This is a genomic window from Parasphingomonas frigoris (assembly GCF_036663815.1).
Lineage (GTDB): Bacteria > Pseudomonadota > Alphaproteobacteria > Sphingomonadales > Sphingomonadaceae > Sphingomonas.
Genome location: NZ_JAXOJQ010000001.1, coordinates 459,397 through 472,839 on the forward strand (window position 1 = coordinate 459,397; position 13,443 = coordinate 472,839).

The following is a 13,443-nucleotide window of genomic DNA, read 5'->3' on the forward strand; positions in this document are numbered from 1 at the left end:
CTGGCCCCTTGGTCCCGCTAGGGGCGCTTCCTCTGCGGCGATCGTAGTTCAATTGGTTAGAGCGTCGGCTTGTGATGCCGGATGTTGCGGGTTCAAGTCCCGTCGGTCGCCCCACTCCTTTCTGCATCCAGGAATTCATCCGTGACCATCGGCTGGGGCTTCCCCGATTTCGACGATCATGAGGGCGTGCACCTCTTCACCGACCCCGCCTCCGGGCTGCGCGCGGTTATCGCGATCCACTCGACCAAGCTCGGCCCGGCGGCCGGCGGCGTGCGCTTCTGGCACTATGCCGACAGCAATGGCGCGATCAAGGATGCGCTGCGCCTGTCGCGCGGGATGAGCTTCAAGAATGCGATGGCGGGCCTGCCGATGGGCGGCGGCAAGGGCGTCGTGCTCGCGGCCAAGCCCGGCGACACGATCACGCCGGCACAGCTCGAGGCGTTCGGCCGCGCGGTCGAATCGCTCGGCGGGCGCTATGTGACGGCCGAAGACGTCGGCATGTCCGAAGCGAGCATGAAGACGATCGCGACGATGACCAAGCACGTCTCGGGCCTCCCCGTCGCGGCCGGCAGCGCCGGCGGCGATCCGGGGCCGTCGACCGCGATGGGAGTCTATCTCGGCGTCAAGGCCGCCGCCAAGCGGGGCCTGGGTGCATCTGACATGAAGGGCGTCCATGTGGCGATCCAGGGCGTCGGCAGCGTCGGCGGCGGGCTCGCCCGCTTGCTCGCCAAGGACGGCGCGCGGCTCACGCTGGCCGACGTCAACGCCGATCGCGCTGCGGCGCTCGCCGCGGAGCTCGGTGGCCAGACCGCGACTGCCGACGCTATTCTCGGTATCGAGGCCGACATTGTCAGCCCGAACGCGCTCGGCGCGATCCTGACGCCGGCATCGATTGCCGCGCTGCGCACCACGGTGATCGCGGGTGGCGCGAACAACCAGCTCGAGACGCAGGCCGAAGGCGCTGCGCTCCAGGCGCGCGGGATCCTCTACGCCCCGGATTACGTCATCAACGCCGGCGGCATCATCAACGTCGGGCTCGAATATCTCGGCCAGGGCGATCGCGCCGAAGTCGATGCGCGGATCGCGCGCATTCCCGACCGGCTGATCGAAGTGTGGGACGAGAGCGACCGCACCGGCGCACCGGCGTCGGACGTCGCCGATGCGATCGCCCGCCGCCTGATCGGGCGCGGCTGACCCGCAAGGCCGCGGTTGCGCTTCGCGATCGCGGCAAAACCCCGTAGGGCGGGAGCATGATAGGAATGCTCTCGCAATGAACGGCTGGATCGCGCTGGCGCTGATCGGCGGGCTCGCCACCTTCGCACTGTGGGTCAGCGGCGTTTCGCGCACGCTGTGGAGCCTCGTCGGCGCGGTGCTGATGCTCGGCGCGACCGGCTATGCGCTCCAGCAGCATGCCGGCCTGGGCGAACGGCGCGCCAGTTCGGGCACCAATGCCATTCCGGTCGCCGCGGAAATCACCGATCTGCGCGGGGCGATGCTCGGCCGCTTCACCGGTGACGGCGCCTATCTCATTGCCTCGGACGCATTGATGCGCGCCGGCAGCGTCCGCAGCGGCGCCAATGTCGTCCTGCTCGGCCTCAACCACTATCCGCGCAGCCTGACGCTGTGGACCGGCCTGGGGACCGCGCTCGCGCAGCATGACGGCACCGTGTCGCCCGCCGCCAAGCTGGCGTTCGACCAGGCGACGCGGCTTGCGCCCGAGCATCCGGCGCCGCCCTTCTTCGAAGGTCTCGCTTACGTCCAGGCGGGTCAGTACCGCGTCGCACGCCGCTTTTGGGCGCGTGCGCTGGCGCTGGCGCCGCGCGGGACGGCGTATCGCGGCGCCATCGCGCTACGGCTCGCCGCGCTCGATACGGTCCTCGCCCAGCTCCACTGAGCGGACACGAAAAAGGGCGCCGTCCGCAGGGGAGGCGCCCTCTTTTGGTCAGAGCCGGGCCGAAGCCCGAACATCTTACTTGGTGACGTTGTCAGCCTTGGCTTCGCCCGCGTCGCGGACGTTGTCGGCGGCGTCATGCAGTTCGTCGGCCTTGTTCGACAGCACGTCCGAAGCGACTGCGTTCGAGGTGTTCGAAGCCATGTCGTCGATCATCGAGGCATTGTTGTCGATGCCGTCAGCGATGACGTCGGCGTTGTTCTCGATTGCGGCAGCTTCAGGGTTCTTGTTGCAAGCGGCGAGCGAAACCAGGCCGGCGGCGACGAGAACAAGGGCGATCTTCTTCATGCAATTGCTCCCAAGCAAATTAGCGCTTCGCAACCGGCCCTATGCCGCCGCGAAGACCGGAGGCATAGCGCCCCGCTGCGGTGCGTCAATCGCAAATTAGCCTTATATCGGCGGCCTTGCCACGTTTCAGCCATATTTGCGACGAGCCGAGCCCCGCTCATTTCTTGGGCGTGACCGGGCCCATGGCTTCGGGCGCATCGGCGACGATCGCCAGAACGCTCGTCCAAGCCGCCACATTCTGGCGCAATTGTTGCGGATCGATCCGCTCGAGCGTGTCCTCGGGCGTGTGGTGGAAATCGAAATAGCGGGTGCCGTCCTGGTTGAGATCGACCGCCGGCACCCCGGTGGCGAGCGTCGGCCCGACATCGGTGCCGTCCCCCGCGATCCCGCTGCCATGCACGATGCCGAGTGGCGCCAAAGCGGCGGCGAGGCGATCCGCGACGGGCTTTGCCGTGTCGGGGAAATTGGTCTCGAAGCGCCACACCCGGTCCGCGCCGAAATCGGATTCGGCCGCCATCGCGTGCGATTCGCCAGCATGCGCCTTCGCATAGGCCGCGCCGCCGAAGCCGCCCGTCTCTTCGTCGCCGAACCACACGACGCGGATCGTGCGACGGTGCCGACCGGCATCCATCATCCGCTTGGCGGCGGCGGTGGTGATCGCGATCCCCGAGGCGTCGTCGATCGCTCCGGTGCCGAGATCCCAGCTGTCGAGATGCCCGCCGATCAGGATGGTGCCGGCCTTGGGGTCGGTGCCGGGCACTTCGGCGACGACGTTGCCTGACATACGGCTCGGCACGAAGGTCGGCGTCAGCGTCAGGTGGAGCGTGACGGTCTTGCCGCGCTTGATCATCCGCTCGAGATTGGCGGCGTCCGCCACCGACAGCGCGGCCGCCGGGATCGGGGCCACGCCCGCCTCGAAATTGGTCACGCCGGCGTGTGGCCCACGGCCGTGATCGCTGCCGATCGAGCGGATCACGATCGCGCTCGCGCCCTTCTGCGCGGCGATATTGGGGCCGACCCGCCGCGCCTGGCCTTCGGGGCCATAAGCCGACCCGTCCTGATTAGCCTGCATCGCGTTCGAGACGAAGGCGATCTTGCCGGTGAGGCTCCCCGCCGGCGCCTGGCGCAGATCGGCGAGCGAGGCGAAAAACACGACCGGCAGCGTCAGCCCCGCGGCCGGCGTAGCGCCCGAATTGCCGAGTGCGGTCAGCCGCAGCGGCTGCTCGAACGGCGCGACGACTTCGGCGGTCTCGGCGCCGCGGATCCAGACGTCCTTGAGTTCATACGGTTCGATCCGCACGTTCTTGAAGCCGAGGTTCTTCAGCTTGGCGACCGCCCACTGCCGCGCGCGCTCTTCCTTCGGCGAGCCGTCGGGGCGCGGCCCGACTTCGGTGGTGAGCCCCTCGACGATATCAAAGGCGATGTCGTCGCCCAGCGCCTTGTCGCGCAGCGCCGCGACCGAAGGATCGACCAGCGGGGCAGGGCGCTGGGCGAGCGCTGGCCCCGCGAGCAGGGTCGAGGCGAGCAGCAGCGAAGGGGCGAGGGCGCGAAGCTTGGTCAAGAAGGAGTCCCGTCTATGTGCAAGGGGTTGATGGCGGCGACACCGAGCGAGACGGCGGCGCGGACTTGGCGGATGTCGGTCGAAACGAGTGTAAGCCCGAGGCGTTCGGCGGTGGCAATATGAATCGCGTCGGGAAAGCGCAGTCCGAGTTCGAAGTTCAGCATATAGTCCGTGGCAACGGCAATATCCGATGGCTCTATCGTGCTGCGGGCCCAACCGGGAAGACGCGTGGGGAAATCGCGCAGCAGCGTTTGCGCTGTGCTGGCATCCAGTTGCTGCATCCGGACCCGCCGACCGACCGCCGAGGCAAGCTCCCCAACGCCGAAGTCACTATAGGCAAGGCTTGGCTCAGTCGTCTCAATCCAGCGACGCACGTCGATCCAGTCGGTATCGCGAAACACCAGCGTGCCAATCACGCTGGCATCGCAATAGTGGCTCAATGATCGTCCTCGTCACGCATCTCGCTGACCAGATCGCCCCAACTCTGTTCGAAGTGCGGCATCGGGTATTCCGAGTGCAAACGCTCAAGCGCCGCTATGTCGAAGGTCCTGGGTGCGACAGCGGCCGGTGCAGGCTCTGGCGCCGCAACGGTCGCCACCACCACGCCATCGCGTAATATCTCCACCGCGTCGCCGCGCTCGACCGCTTCGACCAAGTCCGCCACGCGGCGTCCGTCCGAGATGTCGATCCGTTCCATTCCAGGAAGCTACCGCAGACCGCCCACGTTGCCAACGCCCCCGCGCATCGCTATCTGCCACGCCAACAATCCACCCATCTCTACCCCGGAGTCCGCAGCCGATGGCCGTGCAGTACAGCTATGTGATGAAGGGCCTGACCAAGACCTTCCCCGGTGCCCCCAAGCCGGTGCTCAACAACATCTCGCTCCAGTTCCTGCCCGACGCGAAGATCGCGATCATCGGGCCGAACGGTTCGGGCAAGTCGACGCTGATGAAGATCATGGGCGGGATCGACCCCGAATTCACCGGCGAGGCGTGGGCCGCCGAGGGCATCAAGGTCGGCTATCTGCCGCAGGAGCCCAAGCTCGACGAGACCAAGGACGTGATCGGCAACGTCCGCGCCGGCGCCGGCCCGATCGGCGGGATGGTCGATCGCTACAACGAGATCGTCGCGATCATGGGCGATCCGCCCGAGGATTGCGATTTCGACGCGCTGCTCGCCGAAATGGGTGACCTGCAGGAGAAGATCGACGCGGTCGATGGCTGGAGCCTCGACAACCAGCTCGAGATCGCGATGGAGGCTCTGCGCTGCCCCCCCGGCGACAGCCCCGTCACCAATCTCTCGGGTGGTGAGAAGCGTCGCGTCGCTCTGTGCAAGCTGCTGCTCGAAAAGCCCAACATCCTGCTGCTCGACGAGCCGACCAACCACCTCGACGCCGAGAGCGTCGCCTGGCTCGAGAATTACCTGCGCGACTATGTCGGTAACGTCATCCTTGTCACCCACGATCGCTACTTCCTCGATAACGTGGTGAACTGGGTGCTCGAGCTCGATCGCGGGCGCTATTACACCTATGAGTCCAACTATTCGGGCTACCTCGAAAAGAAGGTCAAGCGGCTTGAGCAGGAGGATCGCGAGGAGCAGGGCAAGGCCAAGGCGATCTCCGACGAGCTCGCCTGGATGCGCCAGACCCCGAAGGCGCGCCAGACCAAGTCCAAGGCGCGTATCCGCGCGTTCGACGAGCTGATGGAGAAGCAGGAGAACCGCTCGGTCGGCAAGGCGCAGATCCTGATCCAGCTGCCCGAGCGTCTCGGCGGCAAGGTGATCGAGGCCAAGGGCCTGACCAAGGCTTACGGCGACAAGCTGTTGTTCGACAATCTCGACTTCGTGCTGCCGCCGGGCGGGATCGTCGGCGTGATCGGGCCGAACGGCGCGGGCAAGTCGACCCTGTTCAAGCTGATCACCGGCCAGGAGCAACCCGACGGCGGCTCGATCGACGTCGGCCAGACCGTCAAGCTCGGCTATGTCGACCAGTCGCGCGATGACCTGACGCCGTCGAACACGGTGTGGGAAGAAGTGTCGGACAAGCTCGAAGTGTTCCGCTTCGGCAAGCAGGAGCTCGGCACGCGCGCCTATGTCGGCGCGTTCAACTTCAAGGGCCAGGACCAGCAGAAGAAGGTCGGTCAGCTGTCGGGCGGCGAGCGCAACCGCGTTCATCTCGCCAAGATGCTCAAGGAGGGTGGCAACGTCCTCCTGCTCGACGAGCCGACCAACGATCTCGACGTCGAGACGCTGCGCGCTCTTGAGGAAGCGCTCGAGAGCTTTGCAGGCTGCGCGGTGGTGATCAGCCACGATCGCTTCTTCCTCGATCGCCTCGCCACGCACATCCTCGCGTTTGAGGGTGACAGCCACGTCGAATGGTTCGAGGGCAATTTCGAATCGTATGAGGAAGACAAGCGCCGTCGCCTCGGCGATGCGGCGGATCGTCCGACGCGTCTGGCCTACAAGAAGCTGACGCGCTGAGCCGCATGCGCTGACGGCGCGCGGCGAACCTCAGAGGTTCGTCGTGTCGACCGTCAGCGCGGCGACCGTCTTCGCAGCGATCGGATCGCCGAACGGCGTGGTATGGCGCTCGCCATAGCCATCGCCCGACGGCGCCCACATCTGGTGGATCGCGCGGGCCTTGACGTCGACCACCCAATATTCGGGCATCCCAGCGCGCCCATAGCTGACGACCTTGCGCCGGATATCGCTGCGCACCGTCGAGTCGGATACCTCGATCACGAGATGCACCGAATGGAGCGGGACCAGTCCTTCGCCGCGCGGCTCGCTGGTCAGTACGATGTCGGGCTCGGGCGCGTCGTGCTGCGACAGCGCGATGCTCGCCTCGACCATCGGCCGCAGCGAGGACCCGATCGAGCGCAGCGCATCGCGGATCGCGTCATACAGTTCGATCTTGGCAAGCGCATGCGGTCGATGCTGTGCGTTCACGAAATACACCCCCCCGTCGATCAACTCGGTGCGGTTGTAGGCCGTGAACGCTCCTGCAGCGTGAAGCCGCAGATAATCCTCGATCCGCAACCTGACGGGAAGCGGCGTGGTGTTGAGGGGCGGCGTGTCCGTCATGACGCCAGAATAACACTGCTGCAGGTTAAGCGCAGGGGTGAAATTGGCATCGCCGGCCGCGGCGCGGCTAGGCCGTAAAACGCTTGGTGAAGCCCTTTGGCGCGCGCTCGTCCGCGGCGAGCGCCTCGACATGGTCGACGCGCGCATGGTCGGGGCCGTGTCGGCAGGCGTCGGTCATCTCGGCAACCGCGCGATCGTCGCCGACGACGAGCAGCTCGACGCGCCCGTCGTTCAGATTGCGCACCCAGCCGGTCACGCCGAGGTCGTGCGCCTTGCGCACCGCCCAGTCGCGATACCCCGTCCGCTGCACCTTGCCACTCACGAACACGCGCTGCATCGTCATTGCCCTGATTTGCTCCCGACCCGGCGTGCCGGAATGGCGCACGCCGCGGGCGCTATAGCGGCGTCGGCCACGCAACGCACGGGAGATTGACCGCGCGCCAGGCAGAATTCATCGCACCGCGGGTGGAATCAGGCCGCCGAGCGGCGCGCATCGACGCTGATCGGACCGGCACCCGCGGCCGCGAGGAACAGGAACACGAAGCAATAGAGCATCGCCGCCTCGCCGCCATTCTCCGCCGGGAAGACGCTCTTGGGGAAATGCGCGATGAAATAAGCGACGGCCGACATGCCCGACAGCACGAACGCGACGGGGCGGGTGAACAGGCCGATCAGGACGAGCGCGCCGCCGCCGAGCTCGAGCACGCCAGCGACGGTCAGCAACGGGTTGAGCGGCATCGGAAAGGGCGGGATGCCGAAGAATTTCGAGCAACCATGCTGGAGAAAGCCGAGCCCGACGATGATCCGGAGCAGGCTGAGCAGGCGCGGCGACCAGGAAGCGGGGATCGGCATCGGGCAGGGGTCCTTTTGGTGGTCGGTACCCGCGCCCTACCGGTGCAGCGCGCGGCGTCAACCGTTGGGCGTGAAACGCTCGGTTGCCGGGTACGCGATCGCGACGACCTCATATTCGCGCTCGCCCGCCGGCAGTACCACGCGCCGCACGTCGCCGACCGCAGCACCGCGCAGCGCGCGCGCGATCGGCGCATGCCAGCCGATCTTGCCTGCCGCCGCATCGGTCTCGTCGTCGCCGACCAGCGTCAGCACGCGCTCGACGTCATCCCCAAGGTCATTGGCGTCGGCGATCGTCACCGTCGCACCGAACCAGACGCGCGCGCGGTCGGGCTGCTGGGCCGGGTCGATCACCTTGGCGGCCTTCATCCGTCGCGCGAGGAAGCCCAGCCGGCGGTCGATCTCGCGCAGCCGCTTGCGGCCATAGATATAGTCGCCATTTTCCGAACGATCGCCATTGCCCGCCGCCCAAGAGATGACGTCGACCAGCTTGGGCCGCTCCTCGCCGAGCAGCTGACGATATTCGGCGCTGAGCACGGCGTAGCCGGCGGGCGTGATGTAATTGGGGCGGTCTTCCATCGAACTCTCGTCATCGCGGCGATGCGCGTCAGCCGGGCGTGCGCTTGCCGAGATACCAGCTGATCCGGTTCGTCCCCGACGAGCGCGACCGCGCCGGGTTCATCAGATCGTAGACCACCGCATTTTCGAGCACGCGCTGCACGTAGTTCTTGGTCTCGTAGATCGGGATCGCCTCGATCCAGTCGACGATGTCGACGCCCGGGGTGCGCGGATCGCCATTCGCGCGCAGCCACTTGTTCACGTTGCCGGGGCCGGCATTGTAAGCGGCGACGGCGAGCGGATAGCTGCCATACTGCCCATAGATCCGCCGGAAATAGGCCGATCCGACCATGATGTTGTAATCGGTATCGGTGGTCAGCGCGGCGGGATTGTAGGACAGGCCGATCTTGGTCGACTGTTCGCGCGCGGTGCCGGGCATCAGCTGCATCAGCCCGCGCGCGCCGGCATGGCTGACCGCGGCGCGGTCGAACTGGCTCTCCTGGCGCGCGATCGCGTGGATCATCGTCCAGTCGGCTTCGCTGCCAACCGGCACCCGCACGTTGGGGAAGCCGACGGTCGAATAATCGCTCAAGCCGTTCTGCAACGCGCTGCGGCCGACCATCACGCCGAGATCGGGGCGACCGAGCGAGCGCGACAATTCGCTCGACAGCACATGGTCGCTGTCGCTCTTGGCGTCGATCGCGATCTGCCGGACGAAGGCGGTCTGGTCCTCCCACGCGCCGACCGTGCCGAGATACTGCGCCGCGCGCACCGTCTCGCGGGCATAGAAGGCGCTGCGCGTCGCCGGGTCGACCGGGCGCATAACCGGCTCGCCCGGGGCGACGAGCGGCTGTCCGATCCGCTCGGCGGCGAGCTGGCCGTAGAAAAGATCGCGGAAGCCCGCGGCGCGGGCGTAATAGCCGTTCGCCTCGTCGCGGCGCCCGGCGGCCTCGGCCGCGCGTCCCGCCCAGTACAGCCCCTTGGACTGCGTCGTCGGCGTCTTGGATGCGGCGGCATAGCGCAGGAACAGCGGCACCGCGTCGGCCGGACGCAGCAATTGCTTCATCGCGGTCTGCCCGGCTAGCCAGGCGAGGCTCGTATAATCGTCGCGCTCGCCATACGGGCGCGTGCTGACGTCGGTGCCGACCGGATAGGCATCGCCGATCTGCCGCGCGATGTCATAGGCGATCGAATTCTGGCCATCATTGGCCGCGCCCTTGGCATTGGTCAGCAGCACTTCGAACCATTGCTCCGCGCTGCCCGGCACGACCGCGAGCGCGGGGCGCTGCGCCAGCGTGCTGCGCGCGCTGGCGGTCGCGCCGGTCGCGCGATACCAGGTCGCGCGATCGGCCAGCCAGCCGGGATCGCTGGTGCCATACGCCTGCGTCGCGATCAGCCGGTCGCCCGCGTCGGGGGCGTTGGTGCGGAAGGCGAGACGCGCGGCGAACACCGCCTGGCGCGCTGGGCTGGTCAAGGCGAGCTGGCGTTGCGCCGCGGCGGTCGCGCCCTGCCACAACAGCATGTCCATCCGCGCGTCGTGATCGGCCGGGGACAGGGCGCCGGGGAAGGCGGTGAGCAGCTTGCTCTCGTCGAGGCTCGACAGCGTGCCCGACACCCAGGCGGTGCGTGCGGCGGCGGTGGCCTCGCCTTGCAGGCCAGTTGCGGCGAGCGCCTCGGCGAAGCGCGTCTTGCCCGCGCCGGTCAGCGCGGGGAAACGGCGGAAGAACGCGACGACGGTTGATGGCGACCCAGCGCCGCCATCGAGCGCCCGCTCCGCCATCCGCCGCATCGCGGTCTCGCCCGGCCAGCCGGGATGCGCGAGCAGGAAGCGGGCATAGCTGTCGAAGCTGTAGCTCGAACTCTGCTGGAGCGATTTCCATTCGGCGATCGATGCCGCCAGCGCGCTGTTGGCGGGGGTCGACCCCGTCAGCACCTGCGTCGCGCGACCCCAGCCAAGCTGGTCCTGCGCATCTCCCGACGTTACGGCGCCCGACGTTACGGCGAGGGTCGAAACCCCGGCCAGCAGCAACCCTGTTTTGAACACCCAAGCAATCATGTGGACAGACTATGCCTCCCGTCCGTATTTGTCCCCCGGAATAATCCACAAATGCGACGGAATTCCGTCTGCAGGAGTACATTGACTATGTTTTCGGGATCGATCCCGGCGTTGGTGACGCCGTTTGCCGCTGACGGCAGCTTCGACGAGGCGGCGTATCGCGATCTGATCGAGTGGCAGATCGCCGAAGGATCTGCCGGACTGGTGCCATGCGGCACCACCGGCGAGGCCGCGACGCTGAGCGCGGACGAGCATTTCGCGATCGTCGCGGTGTGCGTCGACCAGACGCGCGGGCGCGTTCCGGTGCTGGCCGGCGCCGGATCGAACGACACGCGCGTCGCGATCCACAACATCGCGGCCGCCAAGGCGGCGGGCGCCGATGCCGCGCTGATGGTCCCGCCGTATTACAATCGCCCCAACCAGGAAGGCATCTTCCGCCACTTCGAGGCGGTCGCGCAGTCGTGCGACCTGCCGATCGTGCTCTACAACGTCCCCGGTCGCACGGTGACCGACATCGCGGTCGAGACGGTCGGGCGGATCGCGCACGCCTTCCCGAGCGTGATCGGCATCAAGGATGCGACCGGTGTGATCCAGCGCGTCTCGGCGCAGCGGGCGGCATGCCCGCCGGGGTTCGTGCAATTGTCGGGTAATGACGATCTGGCGCTGGCGTTCAACGCGACCGGCGGGATCGGCTGCATCTCGGTGACCGCGAACGTCGCACCGCGGCTGTGCGCAGAGTTCCAGGCGGCATGCGCGGCGGGGGATTATGTCCAGGCGCTGGCGCTCCACGATCGGCTGTTCGCGCTGCACGTCGCGCTCTTCACCGACGCTTCGCCGGGGCCGGTGAAGTATGCGCTCAACAAGCTGCGCCCGGCGTTCCCGAAGGCGCTGCGCCTGCCGATGACCTGGCCGGGCGAGGCGAGCCAGCGTGCCGTCGATGCCGGTCTGGCGGCGGCGGGGCTGCTGTAAGGCGCGCGCAACACCCGCAATCGTCACCCCGGCCTTGTGCCGGGGTCCACCGTGCGGCAAGTATTGCGGCATGACGATCGAGCGGATCCCGTGCGTCTATATTCTGGCGGCCCGGTATAACGGGTCGGTCTATGTTGGCGTGACGTCTAATTTGATTGGACGAACTCTGCAGCATCGCGCGGGTATGTTCGACGGGTACACCAAGAAGTATCGAATCCACCGGCTCGTTTACTTCGAGGTGGCCGATAGTATGGAAGCCGCGATCGCGCGCGAGAAGCAGCTGAAACGCTATCGGCGAGACTGGAAGCGGAACTTGATCGAAGCGGATAACCCGGCCTGGAACGATCTCGCCGTTGGCCTCGGGCTGGACCCACTGCCGTCATGACGGCTTTCGAGGTGGACCCCGGCACGAGGCCGGGGTGACGGCGGGGCCTGCTCAGTCGCAAGGCAGGCTCGCCTCTTCCCGAAGCCCTCAATCCTTCGCGAAGAACCGGTCGATAACGCCCTGCGCCAGGCGCGCCGGACGCATCGTCTCGACATTCAGGCAGCACCAGCTCGACTTGACCTCGGCCAGCACGTCCTCGCCGCGCTTGATCACCGTCTCGTAGAACGCCCGCGCGCCCTGGACCTTTTCGAGCAGCACGGTGGCGATCACCTCGTCGTCGAGGAAGGTCGGCTTGCGATAGGTGATCTCGTGCTTGAGCGCGACCCAGGCGTGAGTCGCGAGCGCCTCGCTCGGCGCGAAGCGCTGCCAGTGGCTGACCACCGCATCCTGTACCCATTTGAGATAGGAGGCGTTGTTGACGTGCCCCATGAAATCGATGTCGGCGGCATCGATCGCGATCGCAAAACTGTGGCTCGCATATTTGGGGGCAGCGCAATCGGACATGGAGCAACTCTACAATGAAACGGGCGTCGGCGCGAGGGGACAATGCGCCTATGATATAGATAGGAAGCTTCGGCGCGGTTTGCGCGGGCGCGCGGCAGACAATCGGCTAATTTCCCGCGATGGCTTTCGTTTCGTCGCGGCAACGCCTACATCGCGCGTCCCATGGCACGTCCCAAGCCCCCGCTCTTCGAAAAGACCAAGATCGTCGCCGAGAACCGGCGCGCGCGGTACGATTATTACATCGAGACCGTCTATGAGGCCGGCATCGCGCTGACCGGCACCGAGGTGAAGTCCTTGCGCTCGGGCACCGGGTCGATCGCCGAAAGCTATGCCGAGGTGAAGGATGGCGAGGTCTGGCTGATCAACTCGAACGTTCCCGAGTTCAGCCACGGCAATCGCTACAATCACGAGCCCAAGCGCCCGCGCAAACTGCTCCTGAAGGAGCGCGAGATCAACAAGATGCACGGCGCGGTCAATCGCGACGGCATGACGCTCGTGCCGCTGATGGTCTATTTCAACTCGAAGGGCCGGGCGAAGGTCGAGCTCGCGCTGGCCAAGGGCAAGAAGGACCATGACAAGCGCGATTCGATCAAGGAGCGCGACTGGAAGCGCGAGCAGGGCCGGATCATGCGCGACCGTGGATGACGTGATCGCGCCCCGACGTGGCTTCGCGCGGGGCGTCGCGCGTTCCGTGCACTGGGTCCGCGGGCACGTGCCGACGCGCGACCGGATCGAGGCCAATCGCTATCTGCGCCCCGTCGCACATCGTATCCTCGCGCCGTCACTGTGGCGCTTCACCCGCCGCTCGGTGCCGCGCGGCGTCGCACTCGGGCTGTTCACCGGCGTTCTGTTCCCGTTCGCGCACATGCCGCTCGCCGCGGTGACGGCGCTGCCGTTCCGCGCCAACGTGCCCGTCGCGGTCGCCACCACCTTGCTGCACAATCCGCTGACCACGGTGCCGTTGTTCTGGAGCGCCTACGAGCTCGGCCACTGGATGCTGCGCTTCGATCGCGCCGTGCCGGGCACGCCGATCCGCTCGAATGTCGAGGCGCATGCCGGGGTGCTGCACTGGCTGGTGTCGCAGGGCGGCCCGTCGATGATCGTCGGCCTGGTGATGATCGCGATCGTGCTGTCGGGCGTCGGCTATTTTGCGGCAGCGCTCGTCTGGCGGCTGCGGATGGCGCGCAAGTGGCGCAACCGCGCGCATCGCCTGGGATCGACACGAACCGATTGACGCGACG

At 66.9% G+C, this 13,443-nt stretch carries 17 protein-coding genes and 1 tRNA gene; 8 read left to right on the forward strand and 10 right to left on the reverse strand.

Annotation, left to right across the window (positions count from 1 at the left end; all coding sequences use genetic code 11):
• Positions 1-37 precede the first annotated feature (37 nt).
• The 3 genes from U1872_RS02165 (at position 38) to U1872_RS02175 (ending at position 1,894) form a co-directional block, all read left to right on the forward strand.
• A tRNA-His gene (locus tag U1872_RS02165) sits at positions 38-114 on the forward strand.
• Between the two features lie 27 nt (positions 115-141).
• Positions 142-1,194, forward strand: a complete 1,053-nt coding sequence (locus U1872_RS02170; RefSeq protein ID WP_332791224.1) for a Glu/Leu/Phe/Val family dehydrogenase — start codon at positions 142-144, stop codon at positions 1,192-1,194.
• Positions 1,195-1,270: 76 nt separating this feature from the next.
• On the forward strand, positions 1,271-1,894 hold the full coding sequence (locus U1872_RS02175; protein WP_332791225.1) for a tetratricopeptide repeat protein: 624 nt from the start codon (positions 1,271-1,273) through the stop codon (positions 1,892-1,894).
• A 75-nt stretch (positions 1,895-1,969) separates the two neighbouring features.
• Here the strand turns inward: U1872_RS02175 and U1872_RS02180 are convergent, their stop codons facing one another.
• From U1872_RS02180 to U1872_RS02195, 4 genes are all read right to left on the reverse strand, one after another.
• Complete coding sequence (locus U1872_RS02180) at positions 1,970-2,239, reverse strand: hypothetical protein (protein WP_332791226.1); 270 nt, start codon at positions 2,237-2,239, stop codon at positions 1,970-1,972.
• A gap of 157 nt (positions 2,240-2,396) precedes the next feature.
• Complete coding sequence (locus tag U1872_RS02185; RefSeq protein WP_332791227.1) at positions 2,397-3,800, reverse strand: M20/M25/M40 family metallo-hydrolase; 1,404 nt, start codon at positions 3,798-3,800, stop codon at positions 2,397-2,399.
• Complete coding sequence (locus U1872_RS02190; protein ID WP_332791228.1) at positions 3,797-4,240, reverse strand: type II toxin-antitoxin system VapC family toxin; 444 nt, start codon at positions 4,238-4,240, stop codon at positions 3,797-3,799. Before U1872_RS02190 ends, U1872_RS02185 begins: the two co-directional genes overlap by 4 nt.
• The gene (locus U1872_RS02195) at positions 4,237-4,497 is read right to left on the reverse strand and encodes a hypothetical protein (protein ID WP_332791229.1); all 261 of its coding nucleotides are present in this window, start codon (positions 4,495-4,497) and stop codon (positions 4,237-4,239) included. The genes U1872_RS02190 and U1872_RS02195 overlap by 4 nt, the downstream gene beginning before the upstream one ends.
• Positions 4,498-4,598: 101 nt before the next feature.
• Here U1872_RS02195 and ettA point away from each other — a divergent pair, with 101 nt between their 5' ends.
• Positions 4,599-6,278, forward strand: a complete 1,680-nt coding sequence (gene ettA / locus U1872_RS02200) for an energy-dependent translational throttle protein EttA (RefSeq protein WP_332791230.1) — start codon at positions 4,599-4,601, stop codon at positions 6,276-6,278.
• 30 nt (positions 6,279-6,308) lie between these two features.
• Here the strand turns inward: ettA and U1872_RS02205 are convergent, their stop codons facing one another.
• From U1872_RS02205 to U1872_RS02225, 5 genes are all read right to left on the reverse strand, one after another.
• Entirely contained in the window at positions 6,309-6,881 is a 573-nt protein-coding gene (locus tag U1872_RS02205) for a Uma2 family endonuclease (protein WP_332791231.1), read from the reverse strand.
• A 67-nt stretch (positions 6,882-6,948) separates the two neighbouring features.
• A complete protein-coding gene (locus tag U1872_RS02210) occupies positions 6,949-7,224 on the reverse strand; it encodes an acylphosphatase (protein ID WP_332791232.1) in 276 nt (91 codons plus the stop codon).
• Positions 7,225-7,352: 128 nt separating this feature from the next.
• Entirely contained in the window at positions 7,353-7,733 is a 381-nt protein-coding gene (locus tag U1872_RS02215) for a DoxX family protein (protein ID WP_332791233.1), read from the reverse strand.
• Between the two features lie 57 nt (positions 7,734-7,790).
• Positions 7,791-8,309, reverse strand: a complete 519-nt coding sequence (locus tag U1872_RS02220) for a GreA/GreB family elongation factor (RefSeq protein ID WP_332791234.1) — start codon at positions 8,307-8,309, stop codon at positions 7,791-7,793.
• 28 nt (positions 8,310-8,337) lie between these two features.
• The gene (locus U1872_RS02225; RefSeq protein ID WP_332791235.1) at positions 8,338-10,344 is read right to left on the reverse strand and encodes a lytic transglycosylase domain-containing protein; all 2,007 of its coding nucleotides are present in this window, start codon (positions 10,342-10,344) and stop codon (positions 8,338-8,340) included.
• 87 nt (positions 10,345-10,431) lie between these two features.
• Here U1872_RS02225 and dapA point away from each other — a divergent pair, with 87 nt between their 5' ends.
• Positions 10,432-11,313, forward strand: a complete 882-nt coding sequence (gene dapA / locus U1872_RS02230) for a 4-hydroxy-tetrahydrodipicolinate synthase (protein ID WP_332791805.1) — start codon at positions 10,432-10,434, stop codon at positions 11,311-11,313.
• Positions 11,314-11,383: 70 nt separating this feature from the next.
• Positions 11,384-11,698: a GIY-YIG nuclease family protein gene (locus U1872_RS02235; protein ID WP_332791236.1), complete on the forward strand. Its 315-nt coding sequence runs from the start codon at positions 11,384-11,386 to the stop codon at positions 11,696-11,698.
• A gap of 87 nt (positions 11,699-11,785) precedes the next feature.
• On the opposite strand, the gene U1872_RS02240 is transcribed toward U1872_RS02235, so the two are convergent.
• Positions 11,786-12,202, reverse strand: coding sequence for an acyl-CoA thioesterase (locus tag U1872_RS02240; RefSeq protein ID WP_332791237.1), 417 nt, complete (start codon positions 12,200-12,202; stop codon positions 11,786-11,788).
• Positions 12,203-12,364: 162 nt separating this feature from the next.
• Here U1872_RS02240 and smpB point away from each other — a divergent pair, with 162 nt between their 5' ends.
• Together smpB and U1872_RS02250 are read left to right on the forward strand one after the other, a co-directional pair.
• The gene (gene smpB, locus U1872_RS02245; protein WP_332791238.1) at positions 12,365-12,847 is read left to right on the forward strand and encodes an SsrA-binding protein SmpB; all 483 of its coding nucleotides are present in this window, start codon (positions 12,365-12,367) and stop codon (positions 12,845-12,847) included.
• Between the two features lie 46 nt (positions 12,848-12,893).
• Positions 12,894-13,436: a DUF2062 domain-containing protein gene (locus tag U1872_RS02250; protein ID WP_332791239.1), complete on the forward strand. Its 543-nt coding sequence runs from the start codon at positions 12,894-12,896 to the stop codon at positions 13,434-13,436.
• The last annotated feature ends 7 nt before the right edge of the window (positions 13,437-13,443 follow it).